The organism is Flavobacterium sp. M31R6 (assembly GCF_013284035.1).
Lineage (GTDB): Bacteria > Bacteroidota > Bacteroidia > Flavobacteriales > Flavobacteriaceae > Flavobacterium.
The window spans coordinates 4,343,325-4,361,334 of sequence record NZ_CP054141.1 but is presented as its reverse complement, the minus strand read 5'-3'; the positions used below and the strand labels follow the sequence as shown (position 1 = coordinate 4,361,334).

Here is an 18,010-nt window from a genome sequence, read left to right as displayed (position 1 = left end):
TTGATTTATAATTTATGAGGTGTGAATGGATAGTTTTCTTGGTCGTACACTACGTCGTATAATTGTTGGATTTCTGGATAAGGAGATTCCTCAGCAAATTGAACACATTCTTCAACAAGATCTTTTACTCTTTGATCAATTACTTCGATTTCTTCTTGTGTAGCGTATTTTTGATCTAAAATCACATCCAAAACTTGAGTGATTGGATCTATCTTTTTATACTCTTCAACCTCTTCTTTTGAACGGTATAATTGTGCATCTGACATTGAGTGTCCTCTGTAGCGGTATGTTTTCATTTCAAGGAAAGTAGGTCCGTCGCCACGTCTAGCTCTGTCAATTGCTTCGGTCATTGCTTCGGCAACTTTCACTGGATTCATTCCGTCAACTGGTCCACATGGCATTTCGTATCCTAGACCTAGTTTCCAGATATCAGTATGATTAGCTGTTCTTTCTACTGAAGTTCCCATAGCATAACCATTGTTTTCAACTATAAAAACTACAGGTAGTTTCCACAACATTGCCATATTGAAGGCTTCATGTAATGAACCTTGACGTGCAGCTCCATCTCCAAAATAAGTCATTGTAACTCCACCGGTTCCATTGTATTTGTCTCCAAATGCGAGACCAGCTCCCAATGGAATTTGGCCACCTACAATTCCATGTCCTCCATAAAAACGGTGTTCTTTTGAGAAAATATGCATTGATCCGCCCATTCCTTTGGATGTTCCAGTAGCTTTTCCTAAAAGTTCAGCCATTACACGTCTAGGGTCTACGCCCATACCAATTGGCTGAACATGATTTCTATAGGCAGTGATCATTTTATCTTTTGTCAAATCCATAGCGTGTAAAGCTCCTGCTAATACAGCCTCTTGACCATTATATAAGTGTAGAAAACCTCTAACTTTTTGTTGAATGTATAATGCCGCAAGTTTGTCTTCAAACTTTCTCCAAAGTAACATGTCTTCATACCACTTTAAATAAACTTCTTTTGTAACTTCTTTCATCTGAAATAATTCTTTTGCTTAAGTGTTATTGTATTATCAATTATGACCTAGTAACGCAAAATAGTTTCCTCACCACAAATTTGCGCCCCGAAGGGATCGGGATGCAAAAATAAGACATTCCTACTAAGAACTAAAATTTAAAAGCTAAATTTTGGTTTTTTTTAAAGTAATTTTTTTTCAAACATAAAAGGGAGTAGGTTTTTTAGGGATGCTGATTGATGAATTGCCCCTGTTTCTCCCATATAATAGATTTCGATAGGGATGTCTTGTCGAATTTCATATTCAGCGATGGATTGACGGCAAGCTCCACATGGTGGAACTGGAGTCTCTGTTTTATTGTTGTCAGAGGCTGCAGTAATTGCCATTTTCAAAATGGTTACTTTAGGATAAATAGCTCCTGCATGAAAAATAGCTACTCGTTCTGCGCAAAGTCCCGAAGGATATGCGGCATTTTCTTGGTTAGAACCAACAATAATCTCACCATTGTCTAAAAGTATAGCTGCTCCAACCCTGAATTTTGAATAAGGAGCATAAGCATTTTTTCTAACTTCAATAGCTTTTAACATTAAATTCTGTTCAACTAAAGGTAATTCTTGAATGGTTTCAAAAACATTAATTTTCGAAGTGATTATTATTTCTTTCATTAGTTAAAGCTATTTTTAAATTAAGTATTTTGAAGATGTAGTTATATTAAAAACAAAAAAATCCAATTTCAAAATATTGAAGTTTGGATTTTTGTTTTGTATAAAAGTAAAATGGAGATTAAAAACTTTCATATTTCTCTCCAAAATTGAATGTCAAAGAGAAACGCAATGTGTTTTCCAAGGGGTTTTGTACTTTTGAAGCTGAGAATAAGTAGGAAACATCAATTTTGACAGAGCTATATTTAAAACCAGCACCAAGCGAGAAAAACTCTCTAGCGCCTTTATCAGGGCTTTCATAAAAATATCCTGCACGAAATGAAAATGAATCTTGATATACATATTCTGATCCTAAAGAGTAGGTTACCTCTTTTAATTCTTCACTAAATCCACCTGGTGCATCAGTAAATGATTGAAACATTCCAGCAAACCATCCAATAGATTGGTAATCATCTCTGTTTTGTTGTGATTCTTCTGAAGTAACGTTTCCATCACCGTTTAAATCTGGGTTTTGTGGGGTTGGTACTAATAACTTGCTAACTTCCAAATTCACGGCTACTTTATTGTATTCGTCTAAAATAAAATCAAATCCACCTCCAAGTTTCATATTGGCAGGTAGAAAATTAGCATTTATATCATCATTATCATAGCTCATTTTTGGACCCATGTTCTGAAAATTAAATCCCGCTCTCCATCTGCCGTTAAAATCGCTATACGCAATCTCCTCTGACTGAAAAAAACCGGCTACATCCACTGCAAAACTACTTGAAGAGGTTGCGTCATTATTATCAGTAGCTACTTTTAGGTTTGAATTTATGTAGCGACCCGCTACAGCCATTGAAAATTTTTCACTTAATTTTTGGGAGTAAGATACATCAAAAGCAAATTCATTTGGAGAGACTAGTACAACTTGGCTGTCGAAATCAGTTCTTAATTCAATGTCGCCTAAACCAAAATAACGAAAACTACCAGCAAAAGCACTTCTTTCGCTAAATTTATTATAGTAAGTTATTTGAGCTAATGATATGTCATTTACTAAATCCGTTAAATAGGGTGTGTAGCTTAATGAAAAACCTTGTTTGTCTTCGGCAAAGGCGTATTTTGAAGGATTCCATTGTTGCGAAAATGAGTCTGTTGATGATGCAACGCCATTATCGCCCATACCCGCAGCTCTAGCATCTGCAGCTACTAAAAGGAAAGGAACAGCAGTTGTAATTACGCTTTCCTGTGCATGAACAAAATTAAAATTATATAAAAATATAATCAGTAAAGTAGCTCTTTTCATTATTTAAAATAAAAATTAATTTGAGGTAAATATACTATATTATTAAAGAATCACAAGTTTTTCAAACTTTTCAATCTTCTTATTAGAGAGGGTTGCCTTTACCGTTAATTTGTAAACATAAACCCCTTTACCAATTTTATTTCCAAAATCATCTCGAGTATCCCATGTTATTTCACGTGATAAAAAACCTGGAGTTGTGATGGTTTGGTTTTTTGTCCAAACTACTTTTCCGGTTATTGTTAGCACTTGAACTTGTACCTCCAAAGGTTCGTTTGGTTTATTATGAGTAAACCAAAACTCAGTGTAATTCACACATGGATTAGGATAGTTCAATACATTAGTAAGTGTAATGGATTCGTCTCCAATTACTAAAAATTGCATTTCGGATGTTGTAGCATTATTATAAACATCCCAAACTGTAAAAGTAATGGTGTGTAAACCGGCTTTTAAATTTCGGAAGGGAAAATGTAAATTCCCTTTTGTGAAATTATCGAGTTCAGTCTGATAATAATCATTCAAAATAAATGGATTGCTCACATCACCATCTAAAACAGCTACAATGTCATGACCGATTCCGCCGGCTGTATTGATTCCACTTTCATCTTCCATATAAGCAATAAATGTGGGAGAATCATTGGTAATACTACCAGACACAAAAGTCTCATCATTCATATATAACTTCACTTTTGGACTATTATTGTCTGCAACTGCATTTTCATTTACACCACCGACCTTAATTGAGGTGTCGTAACCAGTGACATCTTCAAGCAATTCATTCTTTTGGGCATAAAAACTTAGCTTTCCTGTATCCAATGGAATACGAATGTCTTTTGGTACTATAAAACTATATTCAAATTGACCATTCGTAACGGATGCATTTCCTCTAAAAATAGCCTCGCCTAAAGTCGTGAAATTCATCACTGGACTATAGCCGTCGTTATTTAAAGTGCTCTTCGTTATTTTTTTATCAAATAAAATAGTTGATAAAACACCATTATAGTTGGTTAAAGGAATATTGTTCTCATCGGTTATTTCTCCAGATATTTTCATTTTGGCTAATGATTTAAAATCTGGGAGGGTTTGATTTACGGGCACATCATTCACTTTGGTTAATACAACTTTTGGCTTGGGAATAGCTAAGAATATTGCTGGATCGCCAAGATAAAGGACTACGTTTGTTGCAGTATTTGGATTTTCATTTTTGGAAAGCCTTAAGGCTTCTGCTATAGAAACGTATTGGTTGGAATCATAGGATAAAAGGTTTTTTGCAAATACATCATTGAAATTTTCAGCGCTAAATTGTCCAATTGAACGAATTGTAGACACCAAAGAAATAGCCCCGCCTTTTGAATTCCAATAAATGTATTCTCCAGCGGTAGGTCTTGTGGGATTGTCAAAACGAGAAAACTCGCAAGTAATTGTAATAAATAATGGGTATTTATACTGATTGCTTAAACTTTGGCTATCTGCTTTGTCCCAAAGTCTTTCACTCGCCAAGCCATCTTCTCCACCGTGTCCCAAATAATTAAAGACCAATGCTCCTTTTTCAAATTCGTTGTAAAATTCAGATTTTGCCTTGGGATACCTTTCTCCTCCAGCAGAAGCTTCTTGTGTGTAAGAGTCCAAAAATATTTTCGAAACATTCAGAAATGGCTTTTGGACGGTAATTTCATCAGCAAGAGTGTTTTGTCTTGATTGCAGAGAAGCGTCAGTAGATTTATCTGAATCATCGGAAAGTGTGACATAGTTATTTCTCCAGCTTCCATAGGCTTTTTTGTCATAATATTCGATGACTTTATTGACCATTTCGTCTGCCTGTGTGGTCGTGCTGACCAGCATTCTGCCAACAGCGATGTCTACTCCTCCATAATATGTAGTAATATTTCCTTCGGAATCATCCATTAGACAAAAAAAGTCATCTGAAGCAAATGATGCTTCACCTATAGTATTACTGGTTAAAGACTCATATATAGGTACAATATTGGTGTTGTTTGTTATCCTTTTTTTATAGTCAAATGAAGCATCTCCGAAGAGATTTACATATCGTACTCTTTTATCTACAGATGAAGCGTTATTGTAAATGTATTTAATGCAGTTTCTTATCGCGGCTATGTCTTGTTTCCCTGAGGAAAACTCTTGATATATTGATTCAAGAGTAATAACTTTTGCATTTAAATTAGAATTTATTCGATGGAAATTGGCAAGCTTCTCCGCTTGGGGTCTTAAAATTTCGGGTGTAACAATTACGTAATCAATATCTTGAAATTGACCTTGGGTGTTTTTAAAAAGCGTTCCTTTTATATTTGAATTGGTTATTTTTGATTTGCTTTCTTTTGATGGGGTATAGTAATCATTTGAATCAACAGCAATATATTTTCTAAGTTCTCCTAAATTTGCTTTGAATGAAAAGGCACTTTGGTTGCTGTTTTCTATTTTAGAGATATTATATATGTCGGTTATATCCCAAATTTGAGAAATAGCAGTGGCATTTGAAAAAGCATATGATATAACTCCAAGATTTGAGCTGGCTAAGTCGTATTGAAAAGGGAATTGTTTTCCGAATCCCTGTAATTTACTTTTTGATTTTAACTGAATGTAGTCTAGGAAGCCTTTAGATCCAGGTACTCCATTGTTGTTATAGGATAATTTGATTTTTATATTAGTGCTGGCTGGAAAAGTAGTGTTGTTTGGAAGTGCTCCATTAAAATATTGTATATCTGAATTGGTATTTAATGCAGAGAATTTTACATTACCAACATCAAGACTATTGGCTGTAACTTTAAACGAAGTAGGAGTGTAGGCTGCTGACGCTAATACCGCATTTATTTTTACGGGGATTGATGAGTCGATATTTGGAAAATCAAATGTAAATTCTTGTTCCTGATTAATTTCAAATGATTCGCCAACCCATTGTCGTCCGACTTGAGCAATATTTGTTAAGTCAACTTCATGAAATTGATAATCGTCATATGTTGAAATATTTAAAGTACTTGAAGTCGTAGGCTGTACCATATTTAATATTCTCTTTCCATTATCTCCTTCTACGGTGATGTAATAATAGGATTTCGAATCGTATAAATTCAAATTGGTTTGACTTTCGTCATTCCAATTATAAATTCCCTCGCCATAAAACAATATGTAATCATCATTATTGAATACACCATCGCTTTCTCCTTGAATTTGGATTGCATTTTCTGTTAAATCTGTCGGGTAGTAAGTGTCATTTGCTAAAGGCAGCATTTTTCCGCCATTTCCATATATCTTAATTCTTTTCGGGTCAATTCCATTTAAATTCAATCCTAAATCCTGTAAAAATTTTAAGGATATTTTGTAAACGCCTGATTTTTCAACATAAAAACGATACCAATTCCCTGAAGCCAAAACCGAATTTGTAATAGTCGTTTTGTTTTTAATCGAACTAGTTTTTCTCGACGAACCGTTATTTATGGTATATGAAAAGGTTTTAATTCTTTTGTAGCCAGAACCCTCTTTTATTATTGGTGATATTCTGAGGAAATTTTGAATAATATTTCTTGATTTTGATGTATACAGTGTAGTTTTTATCGTGGAAGGAATAATAAAGGTATTCAAGTTTCCAAGAGCTGATGTCGCTATGGATTCATAAACTATATTAGAAATCTGAATACTTTTTTCGTCCAAATCAGTACCAGTTTTTAGATTTAAATTGTAATAAATGGATTGATTGTACCCGTCGTAAAAATAACTGTTCCCTTTGAAACTAGGCGTTTGAAACTTGTTATAGGGGGTTGTAGTATTGTTTTCTATCCAATCAATATTTATGTCTCCTTTTATTTGAGCAAAAGTTATTATTGGCAGTAAAAGAATAAAACAAAATACGAGTTTTTTCATTGGAATTGATGGCGAAGTGTATTGTGAATAATTGCTAAAAGTAAATAAAAAATATTAAATGTTCTTTTCGTTGTTTTGTGTAATAAAAAATATATTTTTGCGTTTTTATTACAGCTGTTAAAACATTACAAATTAAAGTTGAAAAAGGGTTTTGTGATTTAATGTTTAATTATTACATTGCGCAACCTAAATTTTAATAATCACCTACTAGAAACTATGAAAGTAAATAAAACTATCCCCTTAAAGATAATGCTGTCCCTGGCATTAATATTAGGACTAGCTAGTTGTAGCAAAAAATCTAAATCCGAGAGTGCCTCAAGAGGTACAGGTTGGAATGTAAGCAGTTCTAAAGGCGGTTTTACAAAAGGAGCTGGACATAAAACACAGGAAACGGGACCAGGATTGGTATTTGTAGAAGGAGGAACTTTTACAAGAGGATTAGTTCAAGACGATGTAATGCATGATTGGAATAATGTTCCAAATCAACAACACGTTATGTCTTTCTATATGGACGAAACGGAAGTTACCAACTTAATGTACCTTGAATACCTTGAATGGTTGAAAAAGGTTTACCCTCCAACAGAAGAAAATTATAAAAACATTTACGAAGGAGCTTCGCCTGATACTCTTGTTTGGAGAAACAGATTGGGTTACAATGAAACAATGACCAATAACTATTTAAGACATCCTGCTTATGCCAACTATCCTGTTGTAGGGGTAAATTGGGTTCAGGCTGTTGAATTTAGTAAATGGAGAACGGATCGTGTAAACGAAGCTGTTTTGGAGAAAAATGGATATTTGAAGAAAAACGCTAAAACATTAGATGTTTCTGCTGAAAGTAATTTTAATTCTGAAACGTATTTGGCTGCACCTACAATGACTTACGGAGGAAATGAAGAAATTCTTTTGAAAGGAAAAGGAGCGTCTAAAAAAGCTCCAAGACCAGACAAAAATGGTAATGTAGTTGAAGAGAAAAATGTATATGCTCAAAGATCATCAGGGATTTTATTACCTGAATATAGACTACCAACTGAATCGGAGTGGGAATATGCTGCAGCAGCTGACGTAGGTCAAAGAGAATACAATATCTATAAAGGACAAAAGAAATATCCTTGGTCTGGAAGCTACACTCGTTCTGGAAAAAGATCTAATAAAGGATTCCAATTGGCTAACTTCAAACAAGGTAATGGAGATTATGGCGGAATCGCAGGTTGGTCTGATGACGGAGCTGATATTACAAATGCAGTGAAAAGTTATCCTGCAAATGATTTTGGACTATATGATATGGCAGGTAACGTGGCTGAATGGGTTGCGGATGTTTACAGACCTATTGTTGATGTTGAGACAAATGATTTTAACTATTTCAGAGGTAACGTTTATACCAAAAATAAAATTGGTAAAGACGGTAAAATTGAAATCATCACTAATAAAAATGTTGTTTTTGACACATTAAGTAACGGTAAATTAGTACCTAAATACTTAGCTGGTGAAATTGCTCAAGTTCCGGTAGACGAAAATGAAACTTATTTGAGACAAAATTTTAGTACAAGCGATAATATTAATTACAGAGATGGTGATAAACAATCTAGTAAATATTATAAGTTTGGTGGTGCTGACGCTGATAAAGGGAAAACTTCAGATAAAGAAATCATGTACAATGCTCCTAAACACAATGTTAAAATTGACAGTTTAGGAAACATGGAAAGAAAATATGACAAGTCTAGTAAAAGAACTACTTTGATAAATGATGCAGTTCGTGTGTACAAAGGAGGATCTTGGAGAGACAGAGCTTATTGGTTGGATCCTGCACAAAGAAGATTCTTCCCTCAAGATATGGCAACAGATTACATCGGTTTCAGATGTGCTATGTCTAGAGTAGGTTCTAAATCAAACACAAAAAAATCACCTAGAAATTAATTTTTTTATATACATTACAATAAAAGCCCTTTCATTAGGGCTTTTATTTTTTAAACTATATTTATATGGATATTAAATACATTCATAGTTTGTTTTTGAAATGCAATTCAATTTCAATTGATACACGAAAAATTGGATCTAATTCATTTTTTGTAGCCATAAAAGGAGATAATTTTGATGCCAATACTTTTGCAAGGGAAGCGCTAGATAAAGGAGCCTCCTATGTGGTAATTGATAGTAAAGAGTATTACATTGACGACAGAACTGTTTTGGTTGAAAATAGTTTAGTGGCTTTGCAGGAATTAGCCAAATTTCATAGGAACTATTTGAAATTACCGATAATTGCACTTACAGGAAGTAATGGTAAGACAACTACAAAGGAATTGATTAATGTGGTACTTTCGAAAAAATTTAGAACCAAAGCCACTATTGGGAATTTAAATAATCATATTGGAGTGCCCTTAACGCTATTGTCATTTAATGAAGAAACCGAAATAGGGATTGTTGAAATGGGGGCAAATCACCAAAAAGAGATAGAATTTCTATGTGATATTGCACAGCCTGATTACGGATACATCACCAATTTTGGGAAAGCGCACCTTGAAGGTTTTGGTGGAGTAGAAGGTGTCATTAAAGGTAAAAGCGAAATGTATCACTATCTTTCAAACAATAACAAATTAGCATTTGTTAACCTTGAAGATCCTATTCAAGTTGAAAAGACGAAAACTATACAATCATATTCTTTTGGGATAGGTAAAGATTTTGCTAATGTTAATATAAGTCGCATAGAGGCCAACCCGTTTGTTTCTGTGTCTTATTCTCAAAACACCATTTCGACTCATTTAATTGGTTTGTATAATGCAAACAATATTAATGCGGCAATTGCTATAGGGACTTATTTTGGTGTTGAAGAAAGTGATATTAAACAAGCACTGGAAAGTTATATTCCTGAAAATAATAGGTCGCAATTAATGACTAAAGGAACAAATGAAATTATTTTGGATGCTTATAATGCGAATCCTAGTAGTATGAAGGTTGCTATTGAGAATTTCGTCCTTTTGAACAAAGAAAATAAAATTGTTTTCTTGGGTGATATGTTTGAATTAGGAGATGACAGTTTATTGGAACATAAGGATGTTGTTGATTTATTGATGAATCAAAATGATATTGAATGTTATTTTATTGGTAAAGATTTTTATCAGAATCAAACAAATCAATCAAACTTCTTTTTCTTTGAAAACTTTGATACTTTTTCGGATTCCATTAAAAACAAAAAGTTTGAAAATAACATGATACTCATTAAAGGCTCCAGAGGAATGGCTTTGGAACGAACCTTAGAATTTATAAAATAGTTTTTATTATTTAAAAAGCTCCTTCAGGATTATTTGAAGGAGCTTTTTTTATTTGATACTCATCAAGTAACCAATTAAATTTTCTTTTTGATTTAGATCTAATTTTTTTCTCAGGCGATATCTCGCCAATTCTACACCACCAGTTGATATATTCATGAACTCAGCAATTTCTTTGGTGGACATATTCATTAATAAATAAGTGGCTAAATCCATTTCTCTTGGTGAAATTGAAGGATGCTTTTCTTTTAGTTTTTTCAGGAAATCAAAATGTACATTTTTGAGGTGTTTTTCAAGGTCCTTCCAGCTTTTGTCTGTATTCACTTCTTTGGTGATACTTCTGTTTAATTTTGTGAATTGAGCTTTAGTTGCTTCATCAAAGGAGCTCGTGTTGATGTCTTTTAATTTATGAATTATTCCGTTTAATATTTTGTTTTTCTTAACAACCTGCAGCGTGTTGTTTACAAGTTCCTTGTCCTTGGAAAGGATTTTTATCTGCAATTTTTCATTTTCTAATTTTTCAATCTCTTTTTCAAGCTCATATTGCTCTTGCTTGATTTTTGTTTCTTTTTCTAAATACAATCTTCGTTGCTCCAGTGTTTCAAAATGTTTGTTTTTTCTGATTTTTATTCTGATTCTTAGGCGGATGTAGTAAACACAACCGGCAGCTAATAACAGGTAAAATAAATAGGCCAATGAATGTCTGTACCAAGGAGGATATACTCTGAAAGCAATTGAGGTTTCATCAGATTGGATTCCGTAACTGTTTCTGACTTTTACTTTCATTATGTAATTGCCTTCTTTTAGATTCGTGTATTCTTTTGTCCAACTATTTGACCAAGGGCTCCAATTTTCATCAAAGCCCACTAATTGATAGGAAAATTCGACATTTTCAAGGTTTTCATAGATAGGAGAGGAAAATGTAAATTTTACTTGATTTGACGAATACGGTATTTCATAGTTTTCGATTATTTTTTGTCCATTTCCAAGTATAAAAGTATTCCCTGGGAACGTAAACGTTCTTATGAAAGCTTTTGGTTTATTTGCAAAATTATTCAATAGTTTGGAATCGTAATGAGCAAGGCCTTCAGTTAGACCAATTAAAATGTTTTCGGAATTAATAGCGTTTATAGATAAATAGTTATAGACTAGATTCCCCGTTAAGTTAGAGAATGGGGCAGCACTATTTTTATAACTACCGTCTTTGTTTTTCATTAACACTCCTAAGGATTCATTGTAGACATACCAAATATTTCCTTGACTGTCCTCTTTTAAAGTACTGACTTTTGGGATGTTTTTAAACAAGCGGGTTATCATTTCATCTTCAAAAAATAGTCCCTGTTCATAGGAATATTTGAAAAATTTATTGTTAGTCTGAAAATAAATTTTGTTTTTTAACTGTTGAATACTTCCAATCCCTTTGGCTGTATTTGTTAGATTTTGATATGTTTTAATGGTCTTAAATTGTTTTAGATCTTTGGTTAATGTCATTTGTTGAATTAAATTGTCTTTTTTTATCCAAATGGATTTATCGTCCAGTTCAAATTCCCCAATAGATTTAATAAGTCCTCCAACTTTATTTCTAAACTGCCAACCATTTACTTTTTTTTCAAATATTGAAAAACCATTGTAGTTGGAACCAATTAAATAATTCGGATGATTCGGTATTTGCTTGAATATCCAATATCCTACATTGTCTAAAGTTTTAATTGATTTTCCTCCATCAATTAATAAAGCACCCCTGTTATGTGCACACAATAGCTCTCCATCTACAACTTGAATGTTCCATGCCTGGCCAGTTGTTCCTTCCACAAGTTTAAAAGTATCTTCTTTAAAGGTATGATCCCAGGAATGGTAAAATAAACCTTGATTCGTGGCTACATATAAATTCCCTTTATGAACAACAGATGCATAAACCGTACTTAAATCAAAACTGGAACCAAAATAGGTAAAGGGGGAATTTTCATTAATAAAAGTGATTCCATTGTCAAGACCTAACCAAAGATTGCTTTTACTGTCAACAAAGGATGTAAGTACAGTGTTGTTTTGTATTCCTTTTTTATGGTTGATTTGTTGAACTATTCTTCCATTGCTGTCACAGATAATAATACCATTCAAAATAGAATTAAGAACTATGTAGTCATTTTGAATGATCGATCCTCCCAAACAACTATTTTTTTTAACAAATTGGTTGGCTTCGGTTTCCCATGGAATCATTCTTTCATTATCATACAAATAAAGCCCTTTGTCCAAAGTTGCAATTAATATTTTATTATTTGGCATCGCAAACATTCCCCAGATTTCTGTGTTATTCAAAAAGGTTGTGCCTTTTAAAGGAATAAGTTGGCCATTACTATACTTCATTAGGCCCATTGAAAGATCTTGAAAATAAAGCTGATCGTTAACTTGAAATGAAAATTGGAATTTGTTCGGCGCTTCTAATATTTTTACTTTATTATTCTTAAAGATATATGTGGTTTTGAAAGACTGAAAAAAAACAGCGCCTTTAAAAAAATGAATTTTCCAAATGTTATCAATTATTTTGGGATTATCCTTCTTTATGAGTTTGGAAACAGAAAAGTATTCTAGCCTCCCTTTTGTATTAGGTTTGAAATAGCCAAATTCATCATAACCTCCCACGAAAATTCTGCCTGAAGCATCAATTTTAAGACACCTAACAAATGTAACATTTGGCATAGGGTACTTTGTCCATGCGGAACCGTCAAATTGCAGGAGACCATTATTATTTGCAAAATATAGATTACCATTCATGTCTTGTTCGATATTCCAATTTTGGGTTCCGCCTTTGTATTCTGTTCTGCTGAAATTCTTGATATGGGGCAATCCAATTTTTTTTACTTGTCCCAAAGAAATGTAGGGCAGATTAATCAAAACAAACAGTAAAAGAAAGCTCTTTAATTTCATGAGTTGGTGTTTATTGTGCTTCATTGATTGAATGTTAGTGTATAGTTTTATAGGTATGTATAATTGATTTCTAGATATGCTTTAAGCTAACTGTTGAGAACCTTTTTGAACTGGATTTCAGTAGTATTTAATGGATTTTAGGCTAAAGTATTTAATTTATCACAATTGTAGTGGTTTTTTTAAATTAATATTTTTTTAAGTAATGATTTTTTGTTTTTAAATTATTCATAATCATATATTTAAATTTTTTTTGATGTGTTTTTGTAATATTGCTACAACGTTATTGATGTGTTTTTGTAGTAGTTGTTAATTGTCAATGTAAAAATTTTAGCCTTAGTATTGCAGTAAATAACTAATTAATTAACCAAAATAATCAGAAAAATGAAATTATTAAAAACATTTATTTTTTGTATTTCGTTAATCTTATTCTCAGTTTATGGGCATGCTCAGGAAGCGTCCATTAATGGAAAAGTGATTGATGAAAAGGGCTTGCCGATTCCAGGGGCAACCATTGTTTTAAGTGGAACAACAACATCAGTAGCGACAGACTTTGATGGTAGGTTTCAAATTAAAGCCCCTAAAGATGGAATTTTGACTATTAGTTTTATAGGCTATAAAACGGTTCAGGAATCTATTAGTGGGCGAACACAATTACAGGTTAAAATGTATTCTTCTACACAAGACTTGAATGAAGTTGTTGTTGTGGGGTATGGTACCCAAAAGAAAAGTGTGGTAACCGGTGCGATTTCTAGTGTGAGAGCAAAAGATATCGAAAAAGTTCCTAACGGTCGTATTGAGCAAGTGCTACAAGGTAGAGTTTCTGGAGTTACGATTGCTGCCAGTTCTGGACAGCCAGGTTCAGCATCAACAATCCGTATTAGAGGTATAACTACTTTTGGTGACGGTGGAAATAATCCGCTTTGGGTTGTAGATGGTGTTGTGGTAGATGCTGGAGGTATTGGTTTTCTTAATCAATCCGATATAGAATCTATGGAGGTTCTTAAAGATGCTGCTTCTGCAGCAATTTATGGAACTCGTGCCGCAACAGGTGTAATTTTAGTGACAACTAAAAAAGGAAAATCGGGAAAAATTACGGTAAACTATAATGGATTTGCTGGAGTTTCTTCTCCTGAAAAGACTTTGGATTTATTGAATGCAACGCAGTATGCTACTTTATTAAATGAGAAATCAACAGCTGCAGGCGGACCTGTACTGTTTTCTAATCTTTCTGCTTTAGGTAAAGGAACCGATTGGCAAAAAGAGATTTTTAATACGGGTGCATTCCGTTATTCTCATGAATTGAGTATTAGTGGAGGAAATGATGCTTCTAATTTTTATACTTCTTTTGGGCTTCAAAATCAAGAAGGGATTGTTTTGTCAGAGATTTCGAACTATGATAAAAAGAATTTCCGTTTGAACTCTACTCACCACATATCTAAAGTTTTCACTTTTGGACAGACATTAGGTTTCACAAGACAAAAATCAGTTGGTATTGGTAATACTAATAGTGAATTTGGAGGGCCGTTGAGTTCTGCAATTAATTTGGACCCAATTACTCCAGTTATTGAAACAGATCCTGTTTTAGCTAATTCATCACCTTACAGTACAAATCCGGTTATTCGTGATGCTAATGGAAATCCTTACGGAATTTCAAGTTTAGTTGGTCAAGAGATGACGAACCCTCTAGCTTATGCTAAAACTAGACTTGGTGGATTTAACTGGTCTGATGACTTGGTTGGTAATGCTTATTTGGAGGCAACTATTTCAAAGCACTTTAAATTCAGAACTACATTTGGAGGAAAAATTGCGTATTGGGGTAATCAAGGATTTACGCCTGTTAGTTATTTGAGTGCTACTGTGAACACACTTAAAAATAGTTATGGTCAAAGTGAAAACAGCAGTTTCGCATGGAATAATGAAAATATTGCGACTTATACAAATTCTATAGGTGATCATAACTTTACGGTATTGTTAGGACAAGGTTCTTATGTAGATAATATTGGTGGAGGTTCAGGGGCAACAATGTATGGTTTGCCTATTACAAGTTACCAAGATGCTTCTTTTAATTTTGACATACCACAGTCTGACAGAAGCAGCAGTACTTATGATATGACTGAGCACAAATTAACATCTTTATTTGCCCGTGTGAATTATGATTTTAAAGAAAAATACCTATTTACCGGTATTATACGTCGTGATGGATCTTCTCGTTTTGGAGGAAATAATAAATTTGGTGTGTTCCCATCGTTCAATTTAGGATGGGTAGTTTCTAAAGAAGACTTTTGGAATGAAAATGATGTGATCAATAGTTTGAAGATCAGAGGTGGATATGGTGTGGTTGGAAATGATGCTATACCAGACTTTAGATATCTTTCTTTGGTACAAGGTGGTTACAATTATTCTTTTGGAAATACTGGAGCAATAACTACAGGGTATGCAAACCTTACCTTAGACAATCCTGATTTAAGATGGGAAGAAACATCTCAAGCTGATATTGGATTTGAATCAAGATTTTTCCATGATTTAACCCTTACGGTTGATGTGTACAATAAAACAACCAACGGAATTCTACGTCCGATAAATATTCCAGGTTATGTTGGGGTTACAGATAATCCAACTGGAAATGTTGCCGATATGGAAAATAGAGGTCTTGAGGTTGAATTAGGATATAGAAAGCAATTTGGAGACTTTAACTTTTCGGTTAATGCAAACTTTGCGTATTTAGAAAATGAAGTAACTTATGTTGCTTCTGATACAAATTATATTGTTGGAGATGCTTCTTTCCAATCAATGGGAGCTGTGACTAGAACTCAAGTTGGCCATTCCTATAACTCATTTTATGGTTTTAAAACGGCAGGAATTTTTCAAAATGATGCTGAAATTGCAGCCTATACAAATACTTCAGGTGGTTTAATTCAGCCAAATGCTCGTCCTGGTGACTTCCGTTGGGTTGATACAGATGGTAATGGTTCTATTAATGATGATGACAAACAGTTCTTGGGCAGTAATATTCCAAAATATACATTTGGATTGACCTTGAATTTAGACTACAAAAATTTTGATTTTATGGCTTTTGCACAAGGAGCTGCAGGAAATCAAATTTTCCAGGGATTACGCAGATTAGATGTTGGAAATGCAAATTATCAAACTGAGGCTATGAGTCGTTGGACAGGAGAAGGAACATCAAACGATTATCCTAGACTTACTAACAATGATACTAATGGTAACTTTGGTAAGATGTCAAATTTCTACTTGGAAGATGGAGATTATGTACGTTTAAAATTAATTCAATTTGGTTATACATTACCAACGAATGTAGTTTCACAGATAGGAGCAAGCAAAGTACGTTTTTACTTAACGGGAGAGAACTTGTTCACATTTACTAAATATACTGGGTATGATCCTGAAATTGGTGGCGGTGTATTTGGAATAGATAAAGGAGTTTATCCACAGGCAAGAACATTCATGCTTGGAGTTAATCTACAATTTTAATAAAACTAAGAATTATGAAAACGATAAAATATAAATACATTTTTATTGCGATAGCAATGGTTTCTTTTGGATCCTGTTCTGAAGAGTTTGTAGATGTAGCACCAAAAGGATCATTCCTTTCCGAGAATTATTACTCAAACGAAGGACAAGCTACTGCTGCACTTGTTGGAGTTTATGATGCAATTAGAAAAAATTCAGGAGGTTTTGAAAATATGATCGCGATGATGAATGCTGGTTCCGATGATTTCTACGCCGGTGGTGGTGGATCTACAGATGGAGAAGGAATTCAAAATTTTTCAACTCACTCACTTACTTCAACAAATATACCTGGAAGTTTTTGGAATGACCATTATCAAGGAATTTTCAGAGCCAACACATTGCTTTCAAAATTGCCGGATGTTGATATGGGGGATAATTTGAAATCCCGATTTACAGGTGAGACAAAAGCTTTGCGTGCCATTTATTATTTTAACTTGGTTCGCATGTTTAAGAATGTTCCATTGCTTTTGGACCCTTTGACGACTACAAACATGTATAATGTTGAACAGGCAACTCCTGAAGCAGTTTATGCTCAAATCGAAAAAGATTTGACCGAAGCGATTCCTGCTTTGCCTTCTACCGTTCCAGCTAATACAGAATCTGGGCGTCTTACAAAAGGTGGAGCTCAGGCAATGCTTGGAAAAGTATATTTGTTTGAAGGTAAAAAAGCCGAAGCTGCAGCTGTTTTGGCTGAAGTGAATGGTACTCCGGGTGCTGCAAATCAATACGGAAACAAATTGTTGACAAAATTCAGTGATTTATGGGTTGTTTCCAATAAGTTTAATACAGAGTCACTTATCGAGGTATCTCATACAAGTGCTGGAAATTCTGATTGGGGATTCTGGGGTTCCGGTAGAGATGAAGGGAATTCTGTGAATATAATGGTAGGACCTAGAACTTATTCTAAGCCAGCAGGATCGCCAGCTCCTGATCTACCGTCAGGATGGAGTTTTAATGTTATTACACAAGATTTGTACGATGCAATAAAGTTAGACCCAAGATTTGCAGCTACTGTATTGGATCTTAAAGCTATGAAAGCTGCTGGTGAAGCAGATTATATCGGTGGTTATCAAGATACAGGGTATTTCTTAAACAAATTTGTTCCCCGTAAAGCAGATGTTCGTACAGGTGGGGGAGCTGCTGAATTGAACTACAAACAAAATTCTTATATTATTAGACTTGCGGATTCTTATTTAATGGAAGCTGAAGCATTAGGTTCAGGGGCAAGAGCGCAAGCATTGCTTGATGCCGTTAGATCAAGAGTTGGTTTGCCTTCAATTCCAGTTACACTTGCAGCCATTAAAAATGAAAGAAGAATGGAACTTGCTGGTGAAGGACAAAGATTTTTTGACTTAGTAAGATGGGGTGATGCAGCTGCTAAATTAGGAAATAGAGGTTTCAATGCTGGTGTAGATGAAATTTTCCCTATTCCAACAAGAGAACTTCAAGGAACCAAATTGAAACAAAACCCTGGCTATAATTAATAAA

Annotated in this window: 9 protein-coding genes; 4 read left to right on the top strand and 5 right to left on the bottom strand. The window is 33.9% G+C overall.

Features of this window, described 5'->3' with window-relative positions; all coding sequences use genetic code 11:
- Positions 1-5: 5 nt before the first annotated feature.
- From pdhA to porU, 4 genes are all read right to left on the bottom strand, one after another.
- Entirely contained in the window at positions 6-1,004 is a 999-nt protein-coding gene (gene pdhA, locus HQN62_RS18405; protein WP_111411594.1) for a pyruvate dehydrogenase (acetyl-transferring) E1 component subunit alpha, read from the bottom strand.
- A gap of 161 nt (positions 1,005-1,165) precedes the next feature.
- Positions 1,166-1,648: a cytidine deaminase gene (gene cdd / locus HQN62_RS18400; RefSeq protein WP_173505431.1), complete on the bottom strand. Its 483-nt coding sequence runs from the start codon at positions 1,646-1,648 to the stop codon at positions 1,166-1,168.
- Positions 1,649-1,766: 118 nt separating this feature from the next.
- Positions 1,767-2,930, bottom strand: a complete 1,164-nt coding sequence (gene porV, locus HQN62_RS18395) for a type IX secretion system outer membrane channel protein PorV (RefSeq protein ID WP_173505430.1) — start codon at positions 2,928-2,930, stop codon at positions 1,767-1,769.
- Between the two features lie 42 nt (positions 2,931-2,972).
- Positions 2,973-6,800, bottom strand: a complete 3,828-nt coding sequence (gene porU, locus HQN62_RS18390; RefSeq protein ID WP_173505429.1) for a type IX secretion system sortase PorU — start codon at positions 6,798-6,800, stop codon at positions 2,973-2,975.
- 216 nt (positions 6,801-7,016) lie between these two features.
- On the opposite strand from porU, the gene gldJ reads away from it, so the two are divergent.
- Positions 7,017-8,717 (top strand): gliding motility lipoprotein GldJ, encoded by a 1,701-nt coding sequence (gene gldJ, locus HQN62_RS18385; RefSeq protein ID WP_116797062.1) that lies wholly within the window; start codon positions 7,017-7,019, stop codon positions 8,715-8,717.
- Between the two features lie 65 nt (positions 8,718-8,782).
- The gene (locus HQN62_RS18380; RefSeq protein ID WP_173505428.1) at positions 8,783-10,069 is read left to right on the top strand and encodes a UDP-N-acetylmuramoyl-tripeptide--D-alanyl-D-alanine ligase; all 1,287 of its coding nucleotides are present in this window, start codon (positions 8,783-8,785) and stop codon (positions 10,067-10,069) included.
- Between the two features lie 48 nt (positions 10,070-10,117).
- Here HQN62_RS18380 and HQN62_RS18375 read toward each other — a convergent pair whose 3' ends face one another.
- A complete protein-coding gene (locus HQN62_RS18375) occupies positions 10,118-13,015 on the bottom strand; it encodes a helix-turn-helix and ligand-binding sensor domain-containing protein (protein ID WP_254454458.1) in 2,898 nt (965 codons plus the stop codon).
- 357 nt (positions 13,016-13,372) lie between these two features.
- On the opposite strand from HQN62_RS18375, the gene HQN62_RS18370 reads away from it, so the two are divergent.
- Together HQN62_RS18370 and HQN62_RS18365 are read left to right on the top strand one after the other, a co-directional pair.
- Positions 13,373-16,483, top strand: a complete 3,111-nt coding sequence (locus HQN62_RS18370; RefSeq protein WP_116797065.1) for a SusC/RagA family TonB-linked outer membrane protein — start codon at positions 13,373-13,375, stop codon at positions 16,481-16,483.
- A 14-nt stretch (positions 16,484-16,497) separates the two neighbouring features.
- Positions 16,498-18,006 carry a RagB/SusD family nutrient uptake outer membrane protein gene (locus HQN62_RS18365; protein WP_173505427.1) on the top strand — a complete coding sequence of 503 codons (1,509 nt, stop codon included), beginning with the start codon at positions 16,498-16,500 and terminating at the stop codon, positions 18,004-18,006.
- Positions 18,007-18,010: the final 4 nt, after the last annotated feature.

Coding starts and splice junctions, on each gene's coding strand:
- HQN62_RS18380 (WP_173505428.1), top strand. CDS start 8,783: ATGGATATTAAATACATTCATAGTTTGTTTTTGAAATGCAATTCAATT.
- HQN62_RS18375 (WP_254454458.1), bottom strand. CDS start 13,015: ATGAAGCACAATAAACACCAACTCATGAAATTAAAGAGCTTTCTTTTA.
- porV (WP_173505430.1), bottom strand. CDS start 2,930: ATGAAAAGAGCTACTTTACTGATTATATTTTTATATAATTTTAATTTT.
- HQN62_RS18370 (WP_116797065.1), top strand. CDS start 13,373: ATGAAATTATTAAAAACATTTATTTTTTGTATTTCGTTAATCTTATTC.
- pdhA (WP_111411594.1), bottom strand. CDS start 1,004: ATGAAAGAAGTTACAAAAGAAGTTTATTTAAAGTGGTATGAAGACATG.
- porU (WP_173505429.1), bottom strand. CDS start 6,800: ATGAAAAAACTCGTATTTTGTTTTATTCTTTTACTGCCAATAATAACT.
- gldJ (WP_116797062.1), top strand. CDS start 7,017: ATGAAAGTAAATAAAACTATCCCCTTAAAGATAATGCTGTCCCTGGCA.
- cdd (WP_173505431.1), bottom strand. CDS start 1,648: ATGAAAGAAATAATAATCACTTCGAAAATTAATGTTTTTGAAACCATT.
- HQN62_RS18365 (WP_173505427.1), top strand. CDS start 16,498: ATGAAAACGATAAAATATAAATACATTTTTATTGCGATAGCAATGGTT.